This window comes from Nitriliruptor alkaliphilus DSM 45188 (assembly GCF_000969705.1).
GTDB lineage: Bacteria > Actinomycetota > Nitriliruptoria > Nitriliruptorales > Nitriliruptoraceae > Nitriliruptor > Nitriliruptor alkaliphilus.
The window spans coordinates 39,902-61,346 of the sequence record NZ_KQ033901.1; the positions used below are offsets into that span (position 1 = coordinate 39,902).

Genomic DNA, 21,445 nt, shown 5'->3' on the forward strand with positions numbered 1-21,445 from the left:
GCGGCGGCGCTAGGACCCTCCGCGGCTGCGCGTCAGCTCCTCGTCGACGAACAGCGGCAGCGGCGGCACCGACTGCAGGTCCATCACCAGCCACGTCCCCGGACCCGCGCCGTCCGGCAGCGCACCCGTCTCGACGTGCACCGCGGTGCTGCCGGGGCCGACGAAGAGCACCGCGGTGTCACCTTCGATGCGGTTGACGACGGCACGGTCGAGCCCGATGCCGGACGGTCCGGTGTCCACACGAGGTCCGTTCGTCGCCGTCGATCCACGCTGCTGGTGACGAGGAGCCTACGCAAGCGGCGGAGCGGCCACCTCGTCGAGGTGGCCGCTCCGCCGGGAGACCGCCGCTCAGCTGCAGATGGTGCCGGCGGGCAGCCCCAGGAACTCCTCGGTGCCGGCGGCACCGTCGAAGGCGTGGTCCTTGATGACGAAACCGACCAGGTTGGTCCCGGCGAGGGATCCGTTGGCGGCCGCGGCGATGGTGGGTCCTCCGAGCAACTGCACGCCCTTGCTCACGCACCGACCGTCGGCGGGAGCAGCAGATGCCGGGGCAGCGGTGAGCAGCAGCAGTGCGGTGGTGGCGAACGTGGCAGCGATGCGCTTGTTCATCCGTCGCTCCTTCGGTCGTGACGGGGTGACCGTCATCCGTGGCAACCGACCTCGGCGGACGGGGGCGGGGCCGAACGGACGCGTCAGGAGCGCCCGGTGCGCCCTGCGTGCGCCCGGTCGAGCGCGGCACGGGCGGCGTCCCGCTCGAGGCGGAACAGGTGGCGCCGCAGGCCGTTCCACTCCTCGTGGTCGAGCTCGACCCTCGCGAGCTCCTCACCGATCTCGGTGACCTCGTCGAGGTCGACCGGCTCGCCGTCCTCCAGGCGCTGCCACTGCTCGCGGAGCCGGTCCTCGAGCGCCTGCGAGGCGTCGTCCCAGGTGACGTAGACCTCCCGGGGGTCGAGCCCTTCGGCGAGGACCGCGTAGACCCGGCAGACCTGCTTGCGCCGGCCGACGACGGTCAGGTCCGAGGCATGGACCGCCACCTCGAAGAACTCGTCGTCGGCATCCGACCCGCGGATGGTGACCAGGTCACGGGCGACCCGGCGACGGAAGATGGCCCCGAGCACGTACGCCATCACCGAGAACAGCTTGCGGAGGATCCTCGCCGGCGGGTGCGGCTCGGCCTCGATGCCCCGCGCGTGCAGGATGTCGCAGACGTGTGCGACCAGCGCGTCCTGGCGGTCGGCCGGGATCATCACCATCAACCGCTCGACCTCGTAGCGACGCACGAGGTGACCCGCCTTCAGCAGAGGCACCACCAGGATCACGGCCGCCATGGTCAGCCCGATCACGGGCGTGTACCACCAGCCGCGCACCACCTCGCGGGCGGTGTGAGCACGCGAGGTGCCGTCGTGGTTGTGGAGGGTGCTGACCACCCAGCCGTTGACGAAGGGGATCACCACCGCGATGGCCGCCGCGATGAGGCGGACCGTGCCCTCGTCCTCGGGAGCGAACGGGATGATGAACTCCCCGACGGCGGGCACGGCGACCGCGGCGACGACGGTCAACCAGGTCAGCGCCAGGAGGCCGACGAGCGCGACCCGGTCGTCGTCCCGTGACGGCATGCGCCCGAAGAAGGCGATCGTCGCCATGCCGAAGGCCTTGCTCAAGGTCTTGGCGACGCCGTAGATGAAGAAGCGCAGGAAGGCGGGCACGGGCGGCTTCGGGTCGGGGGTCCGCACCGTACGGCCGCTGCGGCCGTCGACCCCCGGCCCTTCGACGGCCCGCGGGGCCGGGACGGGTGCGGCCGACCGGTCAGCGCACGGCGGTGGCCGCTACAGCGGTGAGACCTCGAGGCGCTGGAGCAGCAACCGGGAGTTGTCGCCACGGACCCCGGTCGCACCCGGTGTCGTCAGCGCGGGCCCACCGACGCTGCCGTCGTCGAGGGCCGACAGCACGACCTTGCCTGCGGCGTTCCGCACCCGCAGTTCGACCCGACCGCGGCCGACGTTCTCGGCCTCGACCGACATCCGCTGATCGCTGCCCTGGCGGAACGACAGCTCGCCCACCGCCAGGGTGTGGTACCGGCCGTAGTTGTTGGCCGGGTCGTGCGGCCTCGGCTCCTTCTTCTTCAGCGTGATGCGTCCGTCCCGGCGGTTGAACGTCGCGTAGTACAGGCTGAACTGGGACCGGTGCCGGATCCAGACGTTGACCCCGTCCCAGTCCCGTGCCGGGGTCGTTGGCCCGGTGACGAAACCGAGGTGCTGGAAGTCGAGGGTGATCCGAACGTCCTGGAAGTCCCGGCGACGGGAAGTCAGGCGGAAGATCGGTGAGTCGGTGCGCCCGCCGGTCGAGGAGTAGCTCAGGGTCCCGTTGGTGAGCAGGAAGTTGGCGTCCCGCCCGAACGTGTCGACGAAGTACGGACCGGGCCTGCCGTCGTCCGGCGCGCGGACGCCGAGGTCCTCGACCGCCGCCGCGAGCATGCGGGACACGAACGTCGCCATCTGCTGGCGGGACACGGTGCCCGCCGGGTCGTAGCGGCCGGGCTCGGCTCCGACGGTGAAGCCGGCACGAACGGCCTTGATGATGTTGCGCTCGTGGGTGTTGCCGCCGGTGTCGCGGAACGGGTTCGGGCCGGCGGGCAACTCGTCGCGCAGGAGGTGCTCGTAGGCGCGCACCAGCATCGTGGCCATCTGGTCGCGCCGGACGGGGCGGCGCGGGTCGAAGAACCGGCCACCCACACCCGTGACGATGCCGGCGTCAGCGAGCCGGTCGACGGCATCCCGGTGGACGCTGCCGCGCGTGTCGGCGAAGGCGCGCTCGACCGTCGGCCGAAGGCGGCCACCCGCGGTGTCCAGCGATCGGGCGAGGAACGAGCCGACCTGCTCGCGGGTGACCGCGGTGTGCGGTGCGAACCTGGTGGCCGTCACGCCCTGGGTAACCCCCCATCGGGCGACGCAGGCCACGCCGGGCACGTGCGTCCCGGCGACGTCACCGAACGGCGAGACGCTCAGATCGAGCGCGGGGCAGGCGCGACCGATGTCGCGGGGCGACGGTGCTGCCGTGGCGGGCGCCGGCGCGGCCGTCGTCACCAGACCCAGCGTGAGGGCAGCGACCAACAGGCCGGTCACAGCGGTGCGTGGCACGGGGCCCTCCGTTGGGCATGCGGACCGCGGGGCACGGCCTCTCCCACCACCATCGGCAGGTCGGTCGGGCCACCCAACCGGGACACCCGAGGTGTGCGCTCGCCGCCGGGGCCACGGGCGAACGGTGCGAACCCGCACCCAGGGATGAGCTCGTGCCACCACGGCGACGGCGACTACCCTCCGCGGCGCCGCCACGGGGGCGGGTCGGGAACGAACGGGGCCAGACGTGGAACGACGACGGACCAGCGCGCTCGTGGTGGCCGCAGCGCTCACGGTGGGATGCGGTGCCGACGTCGAGGTGCCGCCGTCCATCGCCGAGCAGGTCGCCGCCGGCCAGGCCCAACGCTCCTCCGACGACGTCGTCAAGGAGACCGCGTCGGACGGGTCCGACGAGACCGAGGGGCTCGAGGAACCCGAGGAGATCGAGGAGCCCGAGGAGCCCGAGGTCGCGGCCGTGGAGACCACCGAGATCGAGGCGGCGTGCACCGACCTGCTCGCCACCTTCGGGGGCGATCCGCTGGGCCCCGACGACGAGGGGTTCGTCGACGTCGCCCGGACCTGGCGGCAGCTCTCCGTGGCGCTCCACGAGGCGGTGACCGCGGTCGCCGAGCAGGACCCGACGTTCGCAGCGCTCGCCGAGGCCACCGGCGAGGGCAGCACGACGATGCGCACGTTGCACATCGCGTCCGAGGAGGGTGACGTCGACGCGGTCGTCAGCGCCCTCGTCGAGTACGACGGGATCGGTGCCCGGATCGAGGCCGAAGCCGAGGCGCTCGAGCTCGACGGGTGCCTCCAGGACCCGGCGCCGCTCGACAGCTGACCCCGACCTTCGACGGCCACGGGCGTCCCGGCAGCCAGGAGCCGTCCGCGTCAGCGAGTCAGGTGACGCCACGCGTCCGGCTCGGCGTCCAGGAACGCACCGAACGTCAACGGGCGCCGTCCGGTCACGGCCTCGATCGTGTGGCTGGTGACCCCGAGCTCACCCGTGTCGATCGCGAGGTAGGAGCCGATCCACCCCTCGACCATCCAGTCCGCAGCCCCGGCCCGGGACGCGCGCGCCTCGGTGATCGTCTCGGGCACGTACCGCAGGTCGCCACGCCCGGTCACCCGTCCGAGCAGCCGGACGGTCTCGTGCAGGTCGAGCGGTTCGGGGCCGGTCACGTCGTAGATGCGGTGCGCGTGCACGTCGTCGAGCAGGGTGGCCACCGCCAGCCGCGCGATGTCCTCGCGGGCCACCCACGCGCACCGGCCGTCGCCCGCCGGTCCACGGACCACCCCGTCGTCCCCGACCAGGTGGGGCACGATGTCGGCGTAGAGGCTGTTGCGCAGGGCGGTCAGGGCCATGCCCGCCTCGCGGATCGCGACCTCGGTGTGGGCGTGGTCCCGCGCGTACGGGAACGAGGCCGCGGGAGCGGCGCCGAGGAACGAGGTGTAGACCACCCGCTCGATCCCCGCGGCCGCGGCGGCACGGACCGGGACCTCGTGCAGCTGCTGACGGTCCGGCGACTCCTCTGCCGACACGAGCAGGACGGTCCGGGCCCCGTCGAAGGCCGCGCGCATCGCCTCCTCGTCGCCGAGGTCGGTGCGCACCACCTCGGCGCCGGGCAGCTGCGGGGCCCGTGCCAGGTCTCGGACCACCAGACGCATCGGGACCTCCCGGTCGGCGAGCTGGCGAGCCACGCGACCTCCGAGGGCGCCTGAGGCACCGGTCAGCACGAGCGGCGGGTCGGTCACGGGTGGTCTCCGATGTGGTCGTCCGGAGCGAACGTCTTCCACAGGCACACTGTTCCCGGCGCGCCCGTGTCCGGCTCGTCGGGCACCATCGCAGCCGACCAGGAGCCGCACGTGTCCGACGCCGCACCCACCGCCTCCACCGCCCACCTCCGGACCGGTGAGGCGGCGCAGGCACAGCTGACCCGGCTGGCCGGTCCGGACGCGGTCCTGCGCGACGACCAGGCGACCGCCATCGAGGCGCTGGTCGAGGACCGACGGCGGGTCCTGGTCGTCCAACGCACCGGCTGGGGCAAGTCCGCGGTGTACTTCATCGCCACCAGGCTCCTGCGCGACCGTGGTGCCGGACCGACGCTGCTGGTCTCGCCGTTGCTGGCGCTGATGCGCGACCAGCTGGCTGCGGCACGGCGAATGGGGTTGACGGCCGAGACGGTGAACTCGACCAACGTCGACGACTGGACCGCGATCGAACAGCGGGTCGTCGACGGTGAGGTCGATCTGCTGCTGGTGTCGCCCGAGCGCCTCAACCACCCCCGCTTCCGCCGCGAGATCCTCGACCGGCTGCTCGCGCGGATCGGCATGCTCGTCGTCGACGAGGCGCACTGCATCTCCGACCACGGCCACGACTTCCGGCCCGACTACCGGCGCATCCGGGACGTGCTTGCGCTGCTCGACGCGTCCCGTGACGAAGCCGTCCCCGTCCTCGCCTGCACCGCGACGGCGACCGATCGGGTCGTCGAGGACGTCGCCGTCCAGCTCGCGACCGGGGCCGACGGTTCACCCGTGGGTGAGCTGCCCGGCACGCCTCCCCGGGTCGAGGTCCTCCGGGGGCCGCTGGCACGCGACACCCTGCACCTCGAGGTGGTGCACCGGGACCGGCACGAGGACCGGCTGGCGTGGCTCGCGGCGTTCGTCCGCCAGCAGGCCCCGCTCGGGCGAGCCGGGATCGTCTACACCTTGACCGTCGCCGAGGCCGAGACGACCGCCCGCTGGCTCGCCGACCGTGGTCTGGCGGCCACCTCCTACACCTCGGCGCTGGACACCGAGACCCGGGCCGACGTCGAGGACCGGCTGCGTGCCAACGACCTGGACGTCGTGGTCGCCACCACGGCACTGTCGATGGGCTACGACAAGCCGGACCTGGGCTTCGTCGTGCACCTCGGCGCACCGTCCTCGCCGGTGGCCTACTACCAGGCGGTCGGACGTGCCGGTCGTGGGGGGCACGACGCGCCGATCGTGTGCCTGCCCACCGGGCTCGACGAGCGCCTGTGGGCCCACTTCGACGTCGCGGGGGTGCCGACCCCCGAGGAGGTCGAGGCCGTCCTCGCGGCGCTGGACGAGGACACCCCGCGGTCGGTCCCGGCGCTCGAGCCGGCGGTGAACCTGCGGCGGACTCGACTCGAGCTGCTGCTGAAGGTGCTCGACGTGGACGGGTACGTCGAACGGGTCGACGGCGGCTACCTCGCCACGGGTCGTGCCTACGTCCACGACCACGTCCGGTACGACCGGCTCCTGGCGGGACGGCGGGCCGAGCACGCCGTCATGCGTTCCTACCTGTCCGCCGACACGTCGGGGTGCCGGATGCGCCAGCTGGTCACGGCGCTCGACGACCCGACGGGCACGGACTGCGGTCGCTGCGACCGCTGCCGGGGACAGCAGCTCGACGTGCCGGTCGACGACGAGCTCGTCGAGCTCGCCCGCCAGCACCTGCGGGGCCGCGACGTCGTCCTGATCCCACGGCGCCGCTGGCCGACGGGGTTGAAGGCGCTCGGCCACGACCGGCGGGGCAACCTGGCCCGCGACGTCCAGGCAGCCGAGGGGCGTGCGTTGGCCGACGGTGACCGGTCCGGTTGGGGCGACGTCGTGCGTCCGCTGCTGCGGGCCTCGGCAGCCGGGCAGCTGGTCGGCGTGGCGGACGGCAGCGCCCCGCTCGACCCCGACCTCGGGGACGCACTCGACGACGTGGTCGCCGGTCTGGTCACCGTGCTGGCCCGGTGGGGGTGGCGGACGCGACCGGCAGCGATCGTCCCGATCCCGTCGGCGACCCACGCGGACCTGGTGACCCTGCTCGCACGGCGCCTCGGCGACGTGGGCAAGCTCCCGATCGTGCCCGCGCTCGTCCGCCGGCCGGGGACGCCACCCCAGCGGTCCATGGGCAACTCCGCGCACCAGGCAGCCAACGCGCTCGACACCGTGGCGATCGACCCGACCGTGGCGCTGCCCGACGGCCCGGTCCTGCTGATCGACGCGGTCCGCTCCAGCGGTTGGACCGCCACGGTGGCGGCGACCCTGCTGGCCGAGGCCGGCAGCGGTCCGGTCCTGCCCCTCGCCCTCGTGACCACGCACGGCTAGGCGATCGACGCAGCTGGCCTACGCGCGGACCAGGTGTTCGACGGCCGCCCGCACCGCGTCCGGCACCGGGACGGTGCGGGTCTGCTCGTCCCGATCGACGTAGACGTGCACGAAGTGACCGATCGAGGCCGGTCGGGCGTCCCCGACGCGGAAGACGGCCAGCTCGTAGGTGATCGACGATCCCCCGATGCGCTCGACCGCGAGGCCGACCTCGAGCAGGTCGGGGAACCCGAGGGGCGCCAGGTACCGACAGCCGGTCTCCACCACCAGGCCGATGGCGGGCAGCTCCCGGGTGTCGTGTCCGAGGCGTTCGATCAGCTCCCCGTTCACGGCCGTGTCGAACCAGCTGTAGTGCACGACGTTGTTGACGTGGCCGTACCGGTCGTCGTCGGCCCACCGCGTCGCCTGGGGGCGCAGGACGGGGAAATCGTCCCGCGTCGGCGTGGGCGTCTGTCGGTCACGCACGGTGGTGGCCTCGTCCGGTCGAGCCGGCCGGTGCGGTGCGAACCGCGCTCCGAGCCCTGGCGTCGGTGACCGTCGACCCTAGTCCGCGGTGGGTCCGCGGCCGATGTTCAGGGCTGGAGCCGCTCGAGCCGCCACCCGTCGACGAGCCGCGTCCACCGCAGGCGGTCGTGCAGCCGTGCTCGACGGCCCTGCCACAGTTCGACGGTGTCCGGCCGGAGGAGCTCGCCGCCCCAGTAGGGCGGCCGCGGGACCTCGGCCACGTCCGCGAACCGTCGGTCCGCCGCGTCCGCAGCGGCGTCCAACGACGCGCGGCTGGCCACGACGGCCGACTGGTCGGACGCCCACGCCGCGACCTGCGACGGGCGGGGCCGCGACGCGAAGTACGCGTCGGACTCCGCGTCCGGGAGGTGCTCCACGCGACCGCGCAACCGGATCTGGCGCTCGAGCTGCGGCCAGAACATCACGACGGCGGCCACGGGCCGATCCGCGAGCTGCCGGCCCTTCTCCGACGTCCGGCTCGAGAACCAGCGGACCCCACGGTCGTCGATCCCCCGCAGCAGCACCACCCGCGCGTCGGGCACGCCGGCGGCATCCACGGTGGCCAGCGTCGCCGCCGTGGGCTCGGTGATCCCGGCGTCGACCGCGTCCCCGACCCACCGGCGGACCTCGGCGAGCGGGTCATCCGGGTCGACCTCGTGCGCGTGCAGCTCCCCAGCGGTGTACTCACGTCGTGGTTGTGGCAGTGGTTGCTCGGGCATCGCGACCTCCCTTCCACGCGTCGGCCGGCCGCCTGTCGGACACCATCCTCGCCGGTGGAGGTGCGTCGAAGCGGGAGGCGGCACCGGGGGTAGGGGTCCGGCCGCGGCTCGGCCGTGCGACCGACGGCCCTGAGCGCCGTCCGCGGCGTAGGCTCCAGCGCAGCGACCCGCGTCGCGCGACGTGGGGGCACCGGGAGCGACCCATGGGCCGCGACATCGACGAGGTCCGCTTCACCCGCGAGGACCGCCAGCGGTACCGCGAGAAGGTGAAGCTCGACATCGAGGTGCTGCGCCGCATGCTCGAATCGGGCGCGTTCGAGCGGGGCCGCAAGCTCATCGGCATCGAGGTCGAGTTCCACGTCGTCGACAACGACGGCGAGCCGGCCATGATCAACGACCAGCTGCTGAGGAAGCTCGAGAACCCCGACTTCCAGACCGAGCTCGCCCAGTTCAACATCGAGTTCAACGTCGCACCGCACAAGCTGTCGGGGACGGTGTTCCGCGAGATCGAGGAGGAACTGGAGACCTCGCAACGCTACGCGCAGACCCAGGCCCGCGAACTGGACGCCCAGGTGGCGACGATCGGGATCCTGCCGACGCTGTCGGGGCTGCACACCACGATCCAGAACCTGTCGGCCAACCCGCGCTACCACCTGCTCAACGAGCAGATCCTCGAGGCCCGCGGCGAGGACCTGCTGGTCGAGATCGAGGGGACCGAACGGCTCGAGCTGTCGACCTCGTCGATCATGATGGAGGCGGCCGCCACCTCGGTGCAGCTCCACCTGCAGGTCAGCCCGGAGGGGTTCGGTCGCACCTGGAACGCCGCGCAGGCGATCAGCGCCGCGCAGGTCGCCGTCGGCGCGAACTCCCCGTTCCTGTTCGGCAAGGAGCTGTGGCGAGAGACCCGCATCGCGCTGTTCCAGCAGACCATCGACACCCGCACCGAGGAGCTGACCGCCCAAGGCGTGCGCCCGCGGGTCTGGTTCGGTGAGCGGTGGATCGACGACGTCATGGACCTGTTCGACGAGAACGTGCGCTACTTCAACGCGCTGCTGCCGTTGATCGAGGACGAGGACCCGGTGGCCGTGCTCGACGGCGGCGGGGTCCCGCACCTCCCCGAGCTCCAGCTCCACAACGGGACCGTCTACCGCTGGAACCGACCCATCTACGACGTCGCCCGGGGCAAGCCCCACCTCCGGGTCGAGAACCGGGTCCTGCCGGCCGGCCCGACCGTCGTCGACACCGTCGCGAACGCCGCGCTGTACTACGGACTGGTGCGTGAGCTCGCCGGATCGGACGAGCCGATCGAACGACAGTTGTCGTTCACGGCCGCGCGGGACAACTTCTTCACCGCGGCCTGCGACGGGATCGAGGCCGAGCTGTTCTGGCCTTCGACGGGCAACGTGCCGGCCTCCGAGCTGGTGCTGCGCACGCTCCTGCCGCTCGCCCACAGCGGGCTCGACGCCTGGCTGGTCGACCGGCGAGACCGCGACCACTACCTCGGGGTGATCGAGCAGCGCTGCCTCAAGCGGCAGACCGGCGCCGGCTGGCAGGTCCGCACGTTCCGAGCGTTCCGTGACCGGGGGCTCGAACGTCGCGAAGCGCTGACCGAGATGACGCGCCTGTACCTCGAGGGCATGCACAGCAACGAACCGGTGCACACCTGGGAGGTCCCCCGCACCTGAGGTGGGCTGCGGCTGGAGCAGGGCCGGGAGGGAAGGGCAGCCGCGTCCCGGTCTCGCCCGCGACCTCGAGCTCTAGGTCGCGGCCAGCGATGGTTGCGGGGGCTGCTCGGTCATGGCTGCCACCATCTGGGCGAACTGCTCATCGTTCGGTGGGACGGCCGGTTCGGCGTCGGGAACGGATGCCAGGACCTCGAGGAACCGACCGAGCGAGGTCCCGCTGGCTGCGGGAAGGTGCGACGAGAGGATCTGGCTCGGCTGCAGACGGCGTACCCCGTCGAGCACCTGCCCGAACCGTTCGCGGTCGAGCAGGTGCGCCCACGGCGAATCCGCTGCGGCCCAGGCCTGCATCCCGCCGGCCAAGGCCTCCCCCGGAACGTCGGCGGCGTCCTGGGTCGCCTGCGGGAGCAGCGCGCCGAACGAGTCCACCGAGAACAGCGCGCCGGTCGCCTCGTCCAGCAACCCGATCGACGTCGGGTTGTCGTACAACGGGGGGGCCACAGCCCGCAGCGTGCGGTCGCCGACCGGGAGCCGGTCCCCCACCCTGATGGCGTGGACACGGTCCAGCGGCACGGGCCACCACGACGTCATCCGCAGCGCGCTGAACGCGTGGGTGACGAGGCGTGCCTGGGGCGCCAGTTCGAACACCCGCTGGATGCTGCCGGTGTGGTCGGCGTCGTCGTGGGTCAACCACACCCACCGCAGCGCCGTCGGGTCGATGATGGACGCGAGCCCGTCGACGAACTCGTCGCTGTCGGCGCCCATGCCGCCATCGATCAGGACCGGCTCGTCGGACAGCAGGACGTAGGCGTTGACGGGCAGGACCCCAACCCCCGGCAGCGGTACCTGAGAGGGCAGCACGTGGATGCCCGGGGCGGCTTCGTAGGGAGCGTCCATCATCGGGCTCCCGTCGCGGTCGTACGGGTCGGACTCATCGCGCACGCCTCCTGGTCGTGGACCTTCCACCCCAGGGGGCGTTCACTTCCGGCCGGCGTCGTTCACTCAGAACCGAACGACCCACCTCACCTCGTCGCCGTCCCCAGGTTCGTAGGCGCAGTACAGGCCGGTGCGGAGCCGACGGTCGAGGACGGTGCCCGCCTCCGGGAGCGCCTCGCCCAACGCCGCCGTGGCGGACCGAAGCGCCCGAGTGACGTTGACGCGGGCCCGTTCGGCCGCCGAGGACGCCCGGCGAGCACGGCCGCCGATCCCGAACGCCTGGGCCAACTGACCGACCAGCTCATCGAGTTCGCCCTGGAGGACCAGAGCCGGCTCGTCGGCGCCGGTGGCGAGGGCGTCATCGATCTGGCCGCGCAGCGCTTCGATCCGGTGGCGGTAGGCGCTGCGAGCTTCGGCGTCGAGCAGATCGCCAGCATCGCCCAGGCGACGTCGCTCGACCGCCGAGCCGTCGGCTGCCATCCCCTCCACCCGGTCCACGAGATCGAGCGTGTGCCGTTCGACCCCCGGGTGGCGCAACAGCTCGGCGAGGTAGCGCAGACCCTTGGTGTCCCGCAGCCGCGACCGCGTCGTGGCGCACTCGGCGACCCAGCCGCGCTCGTCGCGACGCAGGGTGGCCGTGAGCGCAGCGGGGCGAACACCGGGCGGCGGGACCCCGACCCGTTCGAGCAGGGCGACGGCCGCGCCCGGCAGCACCACGTCCAGGCCGGACAGCGTCGCGACCGCGCTGCGGGCCTCCACCGTGGCGGCTGCCCGGTTGCCCGCCCGATCGTGGAGGTGGACGAGGTCGAGGAGCAGGGTGGCGCGGAGCACGGGCATCCCGGTGGGCGGGAGCCGGTCGAGCGCGTCCTCGACGGTACCGATGGCGGAGGAGACATCGTTCCCGGCAGCGAGCACACGCGCCCGCGCTGCCGCGATCCTGGCCTGCAGACCAGGGACGTCGAGCTGATCGGCACGCGCGTCCAGTTCGTCGCAGGCGCGCGCCGCCGCATCGACGTCCCCGGCGTCGAGCTCGGCGTCCACCAGCACCGCCAGCAGCTCGGCGGCCCGCAGCCGGTCACCCCCGATGGCCCGAAGGCCCCGCGTCGCCGTGGCTCGGGCGAGATCGTGATCACCGCGGACCTGGTGGAGGCGGGCGGCCGGCAACAGCGCTTGGAGGTGTCCGTCCTTCCCGAGCAGCAGCGTCTCGGCATCCGCGAGCCGTCCCTGGCGCATGCGCAGCTCGGCGAGCGCTATGGCGGGGTGCCAGCTCGGCACGCTCATGCACGCCTCGAAGGCGTCGATCGCGCGGACGAGCACGGCCTCGGCCTCCACCCACCGGCCCAACTCGCTCAGCGCCGTCGCGTGGACGCTGTCGCAGTGGTTGCCGAGGAACACCGGCACCCCTGCGGTCGTGCCGATCAGGCCGCGGGCGCGCAGGATGTCAGCCCAGGAGCCCGCTCGGTCGAAGTCCGCGGTGTAGTAGCAGGCGGTCAGGAACGAACAGACCGACTTCCCGGCCGCCTCCACGTCGTCAGCGGGCCCGCTCGCCAGCGCCATGGCCTCGTCGAGCTGTTCCCTGCCCTCGACCAGCCGTCCCGCTTGGACGTGCGCCAGCCCGGCGTTCGCCAGAGCCAACATCTCCAGGTTGACGTCCCCGAACCGCCTCGCACGATCCAGCGCGAGCTCCGCCCGGGCCAGCAGCACGGTCGGATCGTCGACGTCGCAACCCAACGCCGCGACAGCCACCCAGCCCTGCTCGACGCACGCTGGCTCAGCCTCGAGCAGCTGGATCGCCCTCGTGAACCACGAGCGCGCCGCGGTCAGGTTGCCGATCGTGAGCGCGTACAGATCGCCCAGCCGCGCACAGGTCACCGCAGCCTGCCGGCGGTCGCCGGCTGCCGTGAACTCCCGGATGGCGGTCGACAGGTGCGTCCTCGCGGCCTCGACCTCGCCGGCCTGCAGCGCTCGTTCGGCCAGCGCCACCTGCACGACGGCGTCATCGCCGATCGTCGTCACCTGACCGCCTTCCAGGCCCTCGCGAGCGGGGGGAGAGCCGCACCGACCGCATCCGTGCCCGATGATGTCACCTACGACCGCCGTGTCGAGGCACGCGTGCGCTCGCGGCGGGCGGGGTGCACGGCGGAGGGACCCGACGCCGCTCCTGGTCGTGACCGTCGACCCTTCAGTGGACCGGCTGGCGCTCCGCGAGCTGCTCCAGCTCGGCGGCGAACGCAGCAGGGTCCCCCTCGTGGTGCGCCAGGCGTGCCGCCAGCCAGTGGGCCCGGTAGCCGACGTCGAGCGCCGTGACGAGCCCCGCGACGATGCGACCGTACGCCGCCCCCATCGTCAGCCCCGTCGCGGCGAGCAAGGTCCCGAGCAGGACCGACCCGACGGTCGCAGCCACGGTCGTGGTGACCTCGAGGGAGGCGGCGAGCACCGCACACCCCGTCGCGAGGAGGCCCAGGCGGACCGGCCAGTTGGTGTGCGCCCGCCGGGAGCTGGCCAGCCAGGGCACGTCGGCGATGCGCTCGGCGAGGTGGTGGTGGTCGGCCATCGGACGATCCCTGGTCGGTGTCGTCCACTGCAACGCGTCGTGACGACGCAGGTCACGGCCGTCCGGATGTGGCCACCGCAGGCGCGCGACGGGGCGGCACCGAGGTGCCGCCCCGCGCACGTGCTCGCGGCCGTCACTCGACGGTGATGGTGCCCGTCATCGAGGCGTGGACCTCGCAGAAGTACGGGTAGGTGCCGGCCTCGTCGAAGGTGAACTCGGCGGCGTCACCCTCGGCGACGGTCTCGAGGTCGAAGGTGCCGTCGGCCTCACCCGCACCCGAGGTGAAGGTGTGGCGTACCGAGTCCTCGTTGACGAAGGTCACCGTCGTCCCCGTGTCGATGCTGAGCGCCTCGGGCTCGAGGGTGAAGAACGAGGCCACCACGGTGGCCTCAGCCCCGTCCGCGTCCGTGCACGAAGCCAGCCCGAGGGCGGCCACAGCGGCGGCGAGCATCCTGGTGGTGGTGCGGATCGGTCCGCGGCGCATCACGGTCTCCTCCAGGTGCGTGGAGCACGGGTCGCGAGGTCAGGCAGCACCCTGCTGGCGGGCGATGGCCTCGAACAGCGGGTTCGCGATCATCTCCATGTGCTGGCCGGCCTCGAGGGCCGCGGCGTACCAGTCGTCGCCGGCAGCCTGCGCGTCCACGACCGCCTTGGTCGACAGCACGTGCTCCTCGATCAGCGGGGCCGAGGCGCTCGCGGGCAGTTCGCCCTCGGTGACGCTCTCGAAGACGCTGGCCAGGGTCGCGACGTACTCGGTGAGCTCGGCGACCGCCTGAACCTGCGCGTCCTGGTCGCCCGTGGCGACACCGGTGGTGTAGTCGACGAACATCCCGATGTGGCTGTTCCACAGGTCGAGGAAGACCGCCTCGGTGTCCTCGCCGTAGAACTGGCCGACGAGCGCGGCGAGATCGGCCGAGTTGCCCTCGGTCAGGGCGGCGGCGGCAGCGCCGAACGCGGCGTCGTTGCCCGCGAGGGCGTTCCCGGTCGCCGCACCGGCGAGCCAGACGTGCTCGGCCAGCAGCGAGTTCAGCTTCGAGCGGGCCGCGGCGAGGTCGGACGAGGCGTCACCCGCGATGCCGTGCTGCTCGGCGATGGCGCCAGCCAGCGCCACGGCCAGCATGTCCATGTGCGCCGCTGCCTCACGCAGCTGGGTGAAGGCCGCATCGGCGTCGCCAGCGATCTGGAGGTCCACCGCCTCCTTGAGGGAGGTCACGTGCTCGAGGATCCCGGGCTGCGAGCCCTCGGCGGGGAGCGCACCGTCGGTGACGTCGTCGAAGACGGCGGCGAGGGTCTCGCTGTACTCGACGAGCTCCTCGACGGCGGCATCCGCCGCTGCCTGGTCGCCGCCGGCGGCGGCCTGGGTGTAGCGGACGAACATGTCGATGTGGCTGTTCCACAGCTCGAGGAAGACGTCACGCGTCTCGTCGCCGTAGACCGAGCCGACGTAGTCGGCGAGACGGACCGAGTTGCCCTCGGTCAGCGCCGTCGCGGCCTGGCCGAAGCCCTCCTCGTTCCCGGCGATCGCGGCGTCCGTGGCGAGCGCCGCGAAGACGACGTGCTCCTGGAGGATGTGGCTGAGGTCGGTGCGGATCTGCTCGGCGGTCAGGTCGCCGTCGGCGGCCTCACCGTCCTCGCTGTGGTCCATGCCGTCCATGCCGTCGTCGGTGTCGGTGTCCTCGTCGCCCTCGGCGGGCGCTTCGGCGGGCGCGGTGCCGTCGGCGGTGTCATCGTCGGTGGTCGTGCACGCGGCCAGCACCAGGGCGGCCGAGAGCACGACGGCGGCGGGCCGCGTGCGGCGCAGGAAGGTTCGCATCTCTCGCTGTACCTCTTCGTGTGGGGATGTGGGCGGTGGCGGCTGGAGCACCGTCAGGTGGTCGTTCGCCGCCCTCGCCACCAGGGTTGGGTCCTCCGGGGGCCTACCCTCACCCGCCCGCCAGCGATCCCCACCGGATCCCCACCCATCCCCGAGGACCGAGGCCCCGTGTCCGCTCCCCTGCGCCGCTTCCCCGACGGGGTGCCGGACGGCCTGCTCGACCGTCCGGTCCGCGAGGTGCTGCGCGAGCTCGGGACGACCACGTGGCTGCGGGTGCCTGGGACCGGTGAACAGCCGGCACGGGCCGTCGCGACCCTGCTGCACGGTGACGAGTCCACCGGCCTGGAGGCGGTCCTGCAGGTGCTGCGCCGACGACCCCGGTTCCCCTTCGACCTCCACGTCGTGCTCGGCAACGTCGAGGCTGCGCTGCACGGCAGCGGGTTCGCGCACCGCTACCTCGACGGGCAGGAGGACGGCAACCGGGTGTGGAACGGGTCGTCACCCTCAGCTTCCTCACCTCAGCGGCGGGCGGCGGACGCGGTGCTCGCTGAGCTGGTCGCCACGCCGCTGGCGGGTCTGATCGATCTGCACAACACCACCGGCGCCAACCCGTTCCACGCCCTGGTCACACGGGATGACGACGCGTCCCTCGAGCTCGCGACCCGGTTCAGCACGACGTTGCTGCGGTGGGAGTTCGGCGCGGGCACCCTGCTCGAGGCCGTCGCCGACCACGCACCCGCTGCGGCGGTCGAGTGCGGGCTCCCGGGACGCCAGGCATCGACCGCGTTCGCGATCGACGGTCTGCGTCGTTTCCTCGGACCGCGACCCGGCGCCTTCCCGGCACCCGAGCACGACCTGCTCGGTGCGATGCGTCGGGTCAGGATCCGCCCGGACGTGCGCTTCCGGTTCGGCGGGGTCCCGGACGGCGAGGTCGACCTGGCCCTGGTCCCCGACGGCGACGGAGCGAACCTGCGGGAGGTCCCCGCCGGGCACGTGATCGGTCACGTCCGCGTCGGTGCCCCACAGCCGCTGGTCGTCACCGCCGCTGACGGCACCGACGTCACCGACCGGATCGTCGCGGTCCAGCCCGACGGTGCGGTCGTGACGCAGGAGCCCGCGACCCCGGTGATGGTGGTGCGGACCGTCGAGGCCGCTCGCAAGGACTGCCTCTGCTACCTCGCGTCGAGGTCGACCGGCTGACTCCCCACCCGTCCCGGTGGCGGCCCGACGAGTCGCTTCCCGAGGAACAGGGCGCCGAGAAGCACCGGGAGCGCGAGCGCCGCCGCGGCCCAGCGTGGGCCGAAGCCATCGGCGAGCAGCCCGTCGAGGGCTGCCCCGAACGGTCGCGTCCCGACGAAGAGCAGGCTCCACAGCGCCATCACCCGCCCGAGCTGCGCGTCCGGGACCTCCCGCTGCACGCGGGCGGTCGCTCCCGTCACCCCAGCGAGGTAGCCCGCGCCGGACACCAGGAGGCAACCCATCGCCGTCGGCAGGTCACGCGCGACAGCGAACCCCAGCATCCCGACCCCCTGCACGACCATCGCCGTCGGCAGCACCCGGCGCCACCCTCGCAGCCGTCGCCCGAGCAGGACGGCGGTCGCCGTCGCTCCGGCCCCGAAGGCGCCCACCAGGAGGCCGGCGTCCCGCTCGCTGCCGCCGAGGACGTCCAGGGCGTACTCGGGCACGACGGTGGTGATCGGGTCGGTCGACAGCGACAACGCACCGACGGCGAGCAGCAGTGCGGCCCAGGTCGGGTGCGCCGCCACGAGCCGAACCGACTCCCGCAGCCGGGGACGTGGCCCGGGACCGCCGGCCGTCGAGCCGGGGGGCCGACGCGTGCGGATCACCAGCAAGGCGGCGGCGAACGCCACGAACGAGCCCGCGTTGATGGCGAACGCGACCGCGTACCCGGCCTGCTCCACCGCGAGGGCGCCGAGGACCGGCCCGACCGCGCGGGCCAGGTTGAACGTCACCGAGTTGAGCGACACGGCGACCTCGAGGTCGCGGGGCGCGACCAGCGAGGGCACCAGCGACATCAGGGCAGGGACGGCGAACGCGGTCGAGAGGCCCAGCACCGCGGAGGCGCCGATGACCACGGGTGCGGTCGCGGCGCCGAGACCGGTCAGCGCGGCCAGGACCGCGGCGACGGTGGCCGCCACGGCCTGGGTGGCCATGAGCAGCCGACGACGATCGAACCGGTCCGCCGCTGCGCCGGCCCACGGCGCGAGGACCAGCGCGCCGAGGAACTGCGCACCCGTCACCGCTCCGACGGCGAGCGACGAGCGGGTCAGGTCGTAGACCAGCAGCCCGGCCGCGATGTTCTGGAACCAGGTCCCGACGTTCGACAGCGACGAGCCGAGGAAGTAGCCCCCGAAGTCGCGGCTGCACAGGACGCGCCACGGCGACGATGGCAGCTCGGGGGCCGGCCGAGCGGCGCCCGGCGTGCTCACCCGGTCGCGTCGTGCTCGGCCACCCGACCGCCAGCCGCGTCGAGCGTCGCGACGTCGAGGCCGGCGAACAGGTCGTCCTCGATCCCGTCCGTCGGCACGTCGGAGCGCAGGCGCGTGAACGCCTCGTACGGGTAGACCTCGGCCTCGAGGTCCCGTGGGACCTTGAACCAGAACCCGTCCGGGTCGATCTGGGTCACGTGGGCGGTCAGCGCCGCGTCCCGCCGGGCGAACCACCGCTCGCACCGGATCCGGGCGTCCGGCGGCAGTTCGTCCTGGAACCGCTCGGGGCGGTCGGCCAGCCACCGCTCGAACGGGCTCTCGAGCCCGGCGGCCACGATCGCCTCGTGCAGGCCGGCGAGCCGCTCGGACGGGAACGCCGACGAGGCGTAGACCTTGGCGACCCGCCACGGGGCGCCCGCGTCCTCCCCGAGGTCGGCGGCCGGGTCCTCGGCCAGCGCCAACGCGGCGATCGTGACGTCGTGGGTCCGGATGTGGTCGGGGTGCGGGTAGCCGCCGTCCTCGGGGTAGGTCAGCACCACGTGCGGTCGCTCGGCCCGGACGATGCGGGCCAGGCGTGCACCCGACTCCTCGACCGGGACGTGCCAGAAGGTGCCGAGCGGCACCGTGGCGAGGTCCTCGGTCCACCCCGAGTCGATGTAGCCGAGCTGGTGAACGTCGGAGAACCCGATGATCGCGGCGGCGGCTTCGAGTTCGAGCCGCCGGACCTCGGTCATGCGTTCGGGGGCGACCGGGTCGCACGAGGGGTTGAGGACCTCGCCGGCCTCGCCGCCGGTGCACGTCGCCAGCGTCACCCGCACCCCCTCGTCGGCGTACCGGGCGGTGGTCGCCGCACCCTTCGACGACTCGTCGTCCGGGTGGGCGTGGACGGTCAGCAGGCGGCGGGTCACGCGTCCTCCTCGGGATCGACGAAACGGGCGGTCCAGGCGGCGGCCAGGCGGGCACCCCCCGGGGTCGCCACGAAGGCCGCGAGTTCGTCCCGGACGAGTCGTTCGGCGGCCGCGACCTGCTCGGGGTCCCCTGACAGGCGCACGAGCATGGGCGCGCCGGGGTAGGAGCCGAGCTTGACGTCCGGGAAGCGCTCGATGAGCGCCTCGAAGGTCAGGTTGAGCGCCGACTCCGGCAGGCTGTGCTCGATCTCGGCGACCGCCGGGGCCTCGCGTCGCCCGGCGAGCAGCTGCGGTTCGACCACGCCCTTCACGAGCGCCCGGAACTCCCGCGGGATGCCGGGCAGGATCACCACGGTGGCACCTGCCGCGTCGCACCCACCGTCGACGTCGACGGCCACCCCCGGCGCCCACCCGGCGTCCGCGGCCAGCAGCCGGCTGCCCTCCGGGATCCGCGCCATCCGCTTGAGGTGCCAGGCGAACGCGTCGGTGACCTCGACGCCCTTGTCGGCCGTCCACTCGAGCGCCCGGTTGATCCGCGAGGAGATGATCGGATCCTCCACCAGGTCGCGGCCGAGCGACGCGGCGACGGCCTCGTAGGTCAGATCGTCCGGCGTCGACCCGATACCACCCGAGGTCACGATGAGGCGTGGGCGGGAGCGTTCCAGCTCGGCCTGCAGGGCCTCGTCGATGGCCGGCAGCTCGTCGAGCACCACGTGGACCCGTGACAGCGGCACCCCGTGGGCACGCAACCGTCCGGCGAGCCAGGGCGAGTTCGTGTCGGCCACGTAGCCGCCGAGGATCTCGTCCCCGACCACGACCATCGATGCCTCGAGCACGGACTCGCTCCTCGGATGGACGGGACGGAGCCGTCGAGGAGCGTACCGGCGGCCCTGGTAGCGTCCGTCCGCGCTCGTAGCCCTCCGTGAGGTGCGGCCGGGTCCCGACGTTGCCCACCGGAGCCGACGATGTACCTCTCGCCCGACGAGGCCCGCAGCGACGTCATCCTCGCCGGCGCCGCGACCGTGTTCGGCGGTGTGCTGCTCGCCCTCCTGCTCTCCGCGCCGGGCGTCCCGCGACGAGGTCTCGGCGCCGAGCTCATCCAACTGGTGAGCCTGTTCGTGCTGTCCGGCCTCACCCCCTACCTGCTGGCCCGCTACCGCGACGACGTCCCGGGAGCCTTCGGACTCGCGGCGGGTCGTCCGGTGCCCTGGGGTCCGGCCCTCCTGCTCGCCGCTCCGGTGGTCGTGCTCGGCGTGCTGCGCGGCCTGATCGTCACCGGGGCGCTCGGCCCCGGTGTCCTCGGTCGGCCGGCCCGCGCGCTCGGCTCCCCAGTCGTCGGCACGGGCGGCGTGGACGTCCTCGGGCTGGTGCTCGAGGTCGTGGCGATCGCCGTCCTCACCGTCGGCACGCTGTTGCTCATCGGTTTCCTCGTCGTGCGTGGACGCGACGCCTTCCGCGACGACGAACGATCGAGCACCGAGCTGCTGCGGACCTTCGGGGTCGCCGCCGCCGGAGCCGCCGTCCTGTTCGGGGGTCTGCGCAGCCTCCGTGGCGGCGAGTTCCGCTTCCTGCCCCTGCTGCTCGACGTGCTCGCCCTCGGCGCCGTCGTCCTGATCGCCGACCGGATGGTCCCCCCCGGTGCCGTCGTGACCCGGCCGGCGGTCCTGACTCCCGTGGTGCTGGTGCTCATCGCGCACGTCCTGGCGGCCGGCGGGCTGTTCCGCGGGGACCTGCTCCTCGGCCTGACCACCGGATCGCTCGCGGCCGGCGTCGTCCTCGTCCTGGCCATCGTCGCCGAGCACCACCGCACGACGGCGGTGCTCGTCCCGCTGCTGCTCGCCGTCCACTGGTGGCCGACGTGCCTCGGTCCCCTCCCGCTCGCGCGGGCGGGAGCGTGCTTGACCTAGCACCTAGACCGCGTGCGACCGGAGGTCGGGGGCCAGCTGACCGCTCAGCTGGGCGAACAGCGCGGTCACCGTGGCCATCGGCACGATCGGGCCACGGGCCACGGCTCCCGCCAGGTCGGCGACCGCGACCGCCGTCACGTCCTGCGCGACGGTGGGCGCCACCTCGTGGTCGGGTACGACCAGCAACGCGCGGACGGCGATGGGTCGGCCCCCCGCGGCGTGGGCCCGCGTGAGGCGGCGCACCTCGCCGAGCACCTCACGCGACCGGGCGACGGTGTCGCCGCTGACCCGGCCGGCCACGTCCACGACGGTCACACCCGTCGGCCCCACCACCACGGTGGGCCAGGGCGCACCGAGGTCGAGGCGCCGGTGCTCCACCGCATCGAGCGACCGCAGCTGCGCTTCGACGGACGCAGACAGCCCCGCGTCGACCTGCAGCTCACCGCGAGCCGATCGGAGGCGACGGGCGTTGCGCAGCGGCCCGCGGTCGAAGGCCCCGAACGCCGCACCCAGCCCGACCAACAGACCCGTGGCCGCCAGCAGCTCGAAGACCCAGAGCGAGCCCGACCCGATGCCGGCAGCGATCACGCTGGCCGACACCACGACGGTGGCGGACGCCACGATCACCACGCCTGCCGCGCCACGCGGCTGGCGCGGCACCAGCGGTGCCTGCCCGACGTCCGTCCCCTGCCGCGGCGACCGCTGCCACGTCTGCCCCACGTTCGACCCCCCGCCGATCGATCACCACCGAC

At 73.2% G+C, this 21,445-nt stretch carries 21 protein-coding genes; 5 read left to right on the top strand and 16 right to left on the bottom strand.

Annotated features, from left to right (window positions below; all coding sequences use genetic code 11):
* Positions 1-9: 9 nt before the first annotated feature.
* The 4 genes from NITAL_RS00150 to NITAL_RS00165 all read right to left on the bottom strand — a co-directional run bounded on the left by NITAL_RS00150 (position 10) and on the right by NITAL_RS00165 (position 3,137).
* Complete coding sequence (locus NITAL_RS00150; RefSeq protein WP_052664093.1) at positions 10-240, bottom strand: DUF3006 domain-containing protein; 231 nt, start codon at positions 238-240, stop codon at positions 10-12.
* 108 nt (positions 241-348) lie between these two features.
* Entirely contained in the window at positions 349-609 is a 261-nt protein-coding gene (locus NITAL_RS00155) for a hypothetical protein (RefSeq protein ID WP_052664094.1), read from the bottom strand.
* 83 nt (positions 610-692) lie between these two features.
* Positions 693-1,706 carry a hypothetical protein gene (locus tag NITAL_RS00160; protein WP_157041525.1) on the bottom strand — a complete coding sequence of 338 codons (1,014 nt, stop codon included), beginning with the start codon at positions 1,704-1,706 and terminating at the stop codon, positions 693-695.
* 120 nt (positions 1,707-1,826) lie between these two features.
* On the bottom strand, positions 1,827-3,137 hold the full coding sequence (locus tag NITAL_RS00165; RefSeq protein WP_052664096.1) for an S-layer homology domain-containing protein: 1,311 nt from the start codon (positions 3,135-3,137) through the stop codon (positions 1,827-1,829).
* A 226-nt stretch (positions 3,138-3,363) separates the two neighbouring features.
* Between NITAL_RS00165 and NITAL_RS27705 the strand changes: the two genes are divergently transcribed.
* Entirely contained in the window at positions 3,364-3,957 is a 594-nt protein-coding gene (locus NITAL_RS27705) for a hypothetical protein (protein WP_052664097.1), read from the top strand.
* Positions 3,958-4,007: 50 nt separating this feature from the next.
* On the opposite strand, the gene NITAL_RS00175 is transcribed toward NITAL_RS27705, so the two are convergent.
* The gene (locus NITAL_RS00175; RefSeq protein WP_052664098.1) at positions 4,008-4,871 is read right to left on the bottom strand and encodes an SDR family oxidoreductase; all 864 of its coding nucleotides are present in this window, start codon (positions 4,869-4,871) and stop codon (positions 4,008-4,010) included.
* 111 nt (positions 4,872-4,982) lie between these two features.
* On the opposite strand from NITAL_RS00175, the gene NITAL_RS00180 reads away from it, so the two are divergent.
* A complete protein-coding gene (locus NITAL_RS00180) occupies positions 4,983-7,220 on the top strand; it encodes a RecQ family ATP-dependent DNA helicase (RefSeq protein ID WP_052669169.1) in 2,238 nt (745 codons plus the stop codon).
* Positions 7,221-7,238: 18 nt separating this feature from the next.
* On the opposite strand, the gene NITAL_RS00185 is transcribed toward NITAL_RS00180, so the two are convergent.
* Both NITAL_RS00185 and pdxH read right to left on the bottom strand, forming a co-directional pair.
* On the bottom strand, positions 7,239-7,685 hold the full coding sequence (locus tag NITAL_RS00185) for an acyl-CoA thioesterase (protein ID WP_052664099.1): 447 nt from the start codon (positions 7,683-7,685) through the stop codon (positions 7,239-7,241).
* 107 nt (positions 7,686-7,792) lie between these two features.
* On the bottom strand, positions 7,793-8,443 hold the full coding sequence (pdxH, locus tag NITAL_RS00190; protein ID WP_052664100.1) for a pyridoxamine 5'-phosphate oxidase: 651 nt from the start codon (positions 8,441-8,443) through the stop codon (positions 7,793-7,795).
* Between the two features lie 203 nt (positions 8,444-8,646).
* On the opposite strand from pdxH, the gene NITAL_RS00195 reads away from it, so the two are divergent.
* Positions 8,647-10,128: a glutamate-cysteine ligase family protein gene (locus tag NITAL_RS00195; RefSeq protein ID WP_052664101.1), complete on the top strand. Its 1,482-nt coding sequence runs from the start codon at positions 8,647-8,649 to the stop codon at positions 10,126-10,128.
* A 72-nt stretch (positions 10,129-10,200) separates the two neighbouring features.
* Here the strand turns inward: NITAL_RS00195 and NITAL_RS00200 are convergent, their stop codons facing one another.
* The 5 genes from NITAL_RS00200 to NITAL_RS27710 all read right to left on the bottom strand — a co-directional run bounded on the left by NITAL_RS00200 (position 10,201) and on the right by NITAL_RS27710 (position 15,428).
* On the bottom strand, positions 10,201-11,067 hold the full coding sequence (locus tag NITAL_RS00200) for an oxygen-binding di-iron domain-containing protein (RefSeq protein ID WP_052664102.1): 867 nt from the start codon (positions 11,065-11,067) through the stop codon (positions 10,201-10,203).
* Between the two features lie 60 nt (positions 11,068-11,127).
* On the bottom strand, positions 11,128-13,077 hold the full coding sequence (locus NITAL_RS00205) for an ATP-binding protein (RefSeq protein WP_052664103.1): 1,950 nt from the start codon (positions 13,075-13,077) through the stop codon (positions 11,128-11,130).
* A gap of 166 nt (positions 13,078-13,243) precedes the next feature.
* Positions 13,244-13,615 carry a hypothetical protein gene (locus NITAL_RS00210; RefSeq protein ID WP_052664104.1) on the bottom strand — a complete coding sequence of 124 codons (372 nt, stop codon included), beginning with the start codon at positions 13,613-13,615 and terminating at the stop codon, positions 13,244-13,246.
* Positions 13,616-13,748: 133 nt separating this feature from the next.
* Positions 13,749-14,099, bottom strand: coding sequence for a cupredoxin domain-containing protein (locus NITAL_RS00215; protein WP_052664105.1), 351 nt, complete (start codon positions 14,097-14,099; stop codon positions 13,749-13,751).
* A gap of 39 nt (positions 14,100-14,138) precedes the next feature.
* Positions 14,139-15,428, bottom strand: coding sequence for a hypothetical protein (locus NITAL_RS27710; RefSeq protein WP_052664106.1), 1,290 nt, complete (start codon positions 15,426-15,428; stop codon positions 14,139-14,141).
* Positions 15,429-15,596: 168 nt separating this feature from the next.
* Between NITAL_RS27710 and NITAL_RS00225 the strand changes: the two genes are divergently transcribed.
* Positions 15,597-16,628, top strand: coding sequence for a M14 family metallopeptidase (locus tag NITAL_RS00225; RefSeq protein ID WP_052664107.1), 1,032 nt, complete (start codon positions 15,597-15,599; stop codon positions 16,626-16,628).
* Here the strand turns inward: NITAL_RS00225 and NITAL_RS00230 are convergent.
* The 3 genes from NITAL_RS00230 to NITAL_RS00240 are packed head-to-tail and all read right to left on the bottom strand — an operon-like array spanning position 16,601 to position 19,622.
* On the bottom strand, positions 16,601-17,878 hold the full coding sequence (locus NITAL_RS00230) for an MFS transporter (RefSeq protein ID WP_052664108.1): 1,278 nt from the start codon (positions 17,876-17,878) through the stop codon (positions 16,601-16,603). The genes NITAL_RS00225 and NITAL_RS00230 overlap by 28 nt on opposite strands.
* Positions 17,875-18,786 (bottom strand): mycothiol conjugate amidase Mca, encoded by a 912-nt coding sequence (mca, locus tag NITAL_RS00235; protein WP_211262111.1) that lies wholly within the window; start codon positions 18,784-18,786, stop codon positions 17,875-17,877. Before mca ends, NITAL_RS00230 begins: the two co-directional genes overlap by 4 nt.
* On the bottom strand, positions 18,783-19,622 hold the full coding sequence (locus NITAL_RS00240) for a competence/damage-inducible protein A (RefSeq protein ID WP_052664109.1): 840 nt from the start codon (positions 19,620-19,622) through the stop codon (positions 18,783-18,785). The genes mca and NITAL_RS00240 overlap by 4 nt, the downstream gene beginning before the upstream one ends.
* Before the next feature lie 129 nt (positions 19,623-19,751).
* On the opposite strand from NITAL_RS00240, the gene NITAL_RS00245 reads away from it, so the two are divergent.
* Positions 19,752-20,693 (top strand): hypothetical protein, encoded by a 942-nt coding sequence (locus tag NITAL_RS00245; protein ID WP_052664110.1) that lies wholly within the window; start codon positions 19,752-19,754, stop codon positions 20,691-20,693.
* 3 nt (positions 20,694-20,696) lie between these two features.
* Here NITAL_RS00245 and NITAL_RS00250 read toward each other — a convergent pair whose 3' ends face one another.
* Entirely contained in the window at positions 20,697-21,353 is a 657-nt protein-coding gene (locus NITAL_RS00250) for a hypothetical protein (RefSeq protein ID WP_157041529.1), read from the bottom strand.
* Positions 21,354-21,445 lie beyond the last annotated feature (92 nt).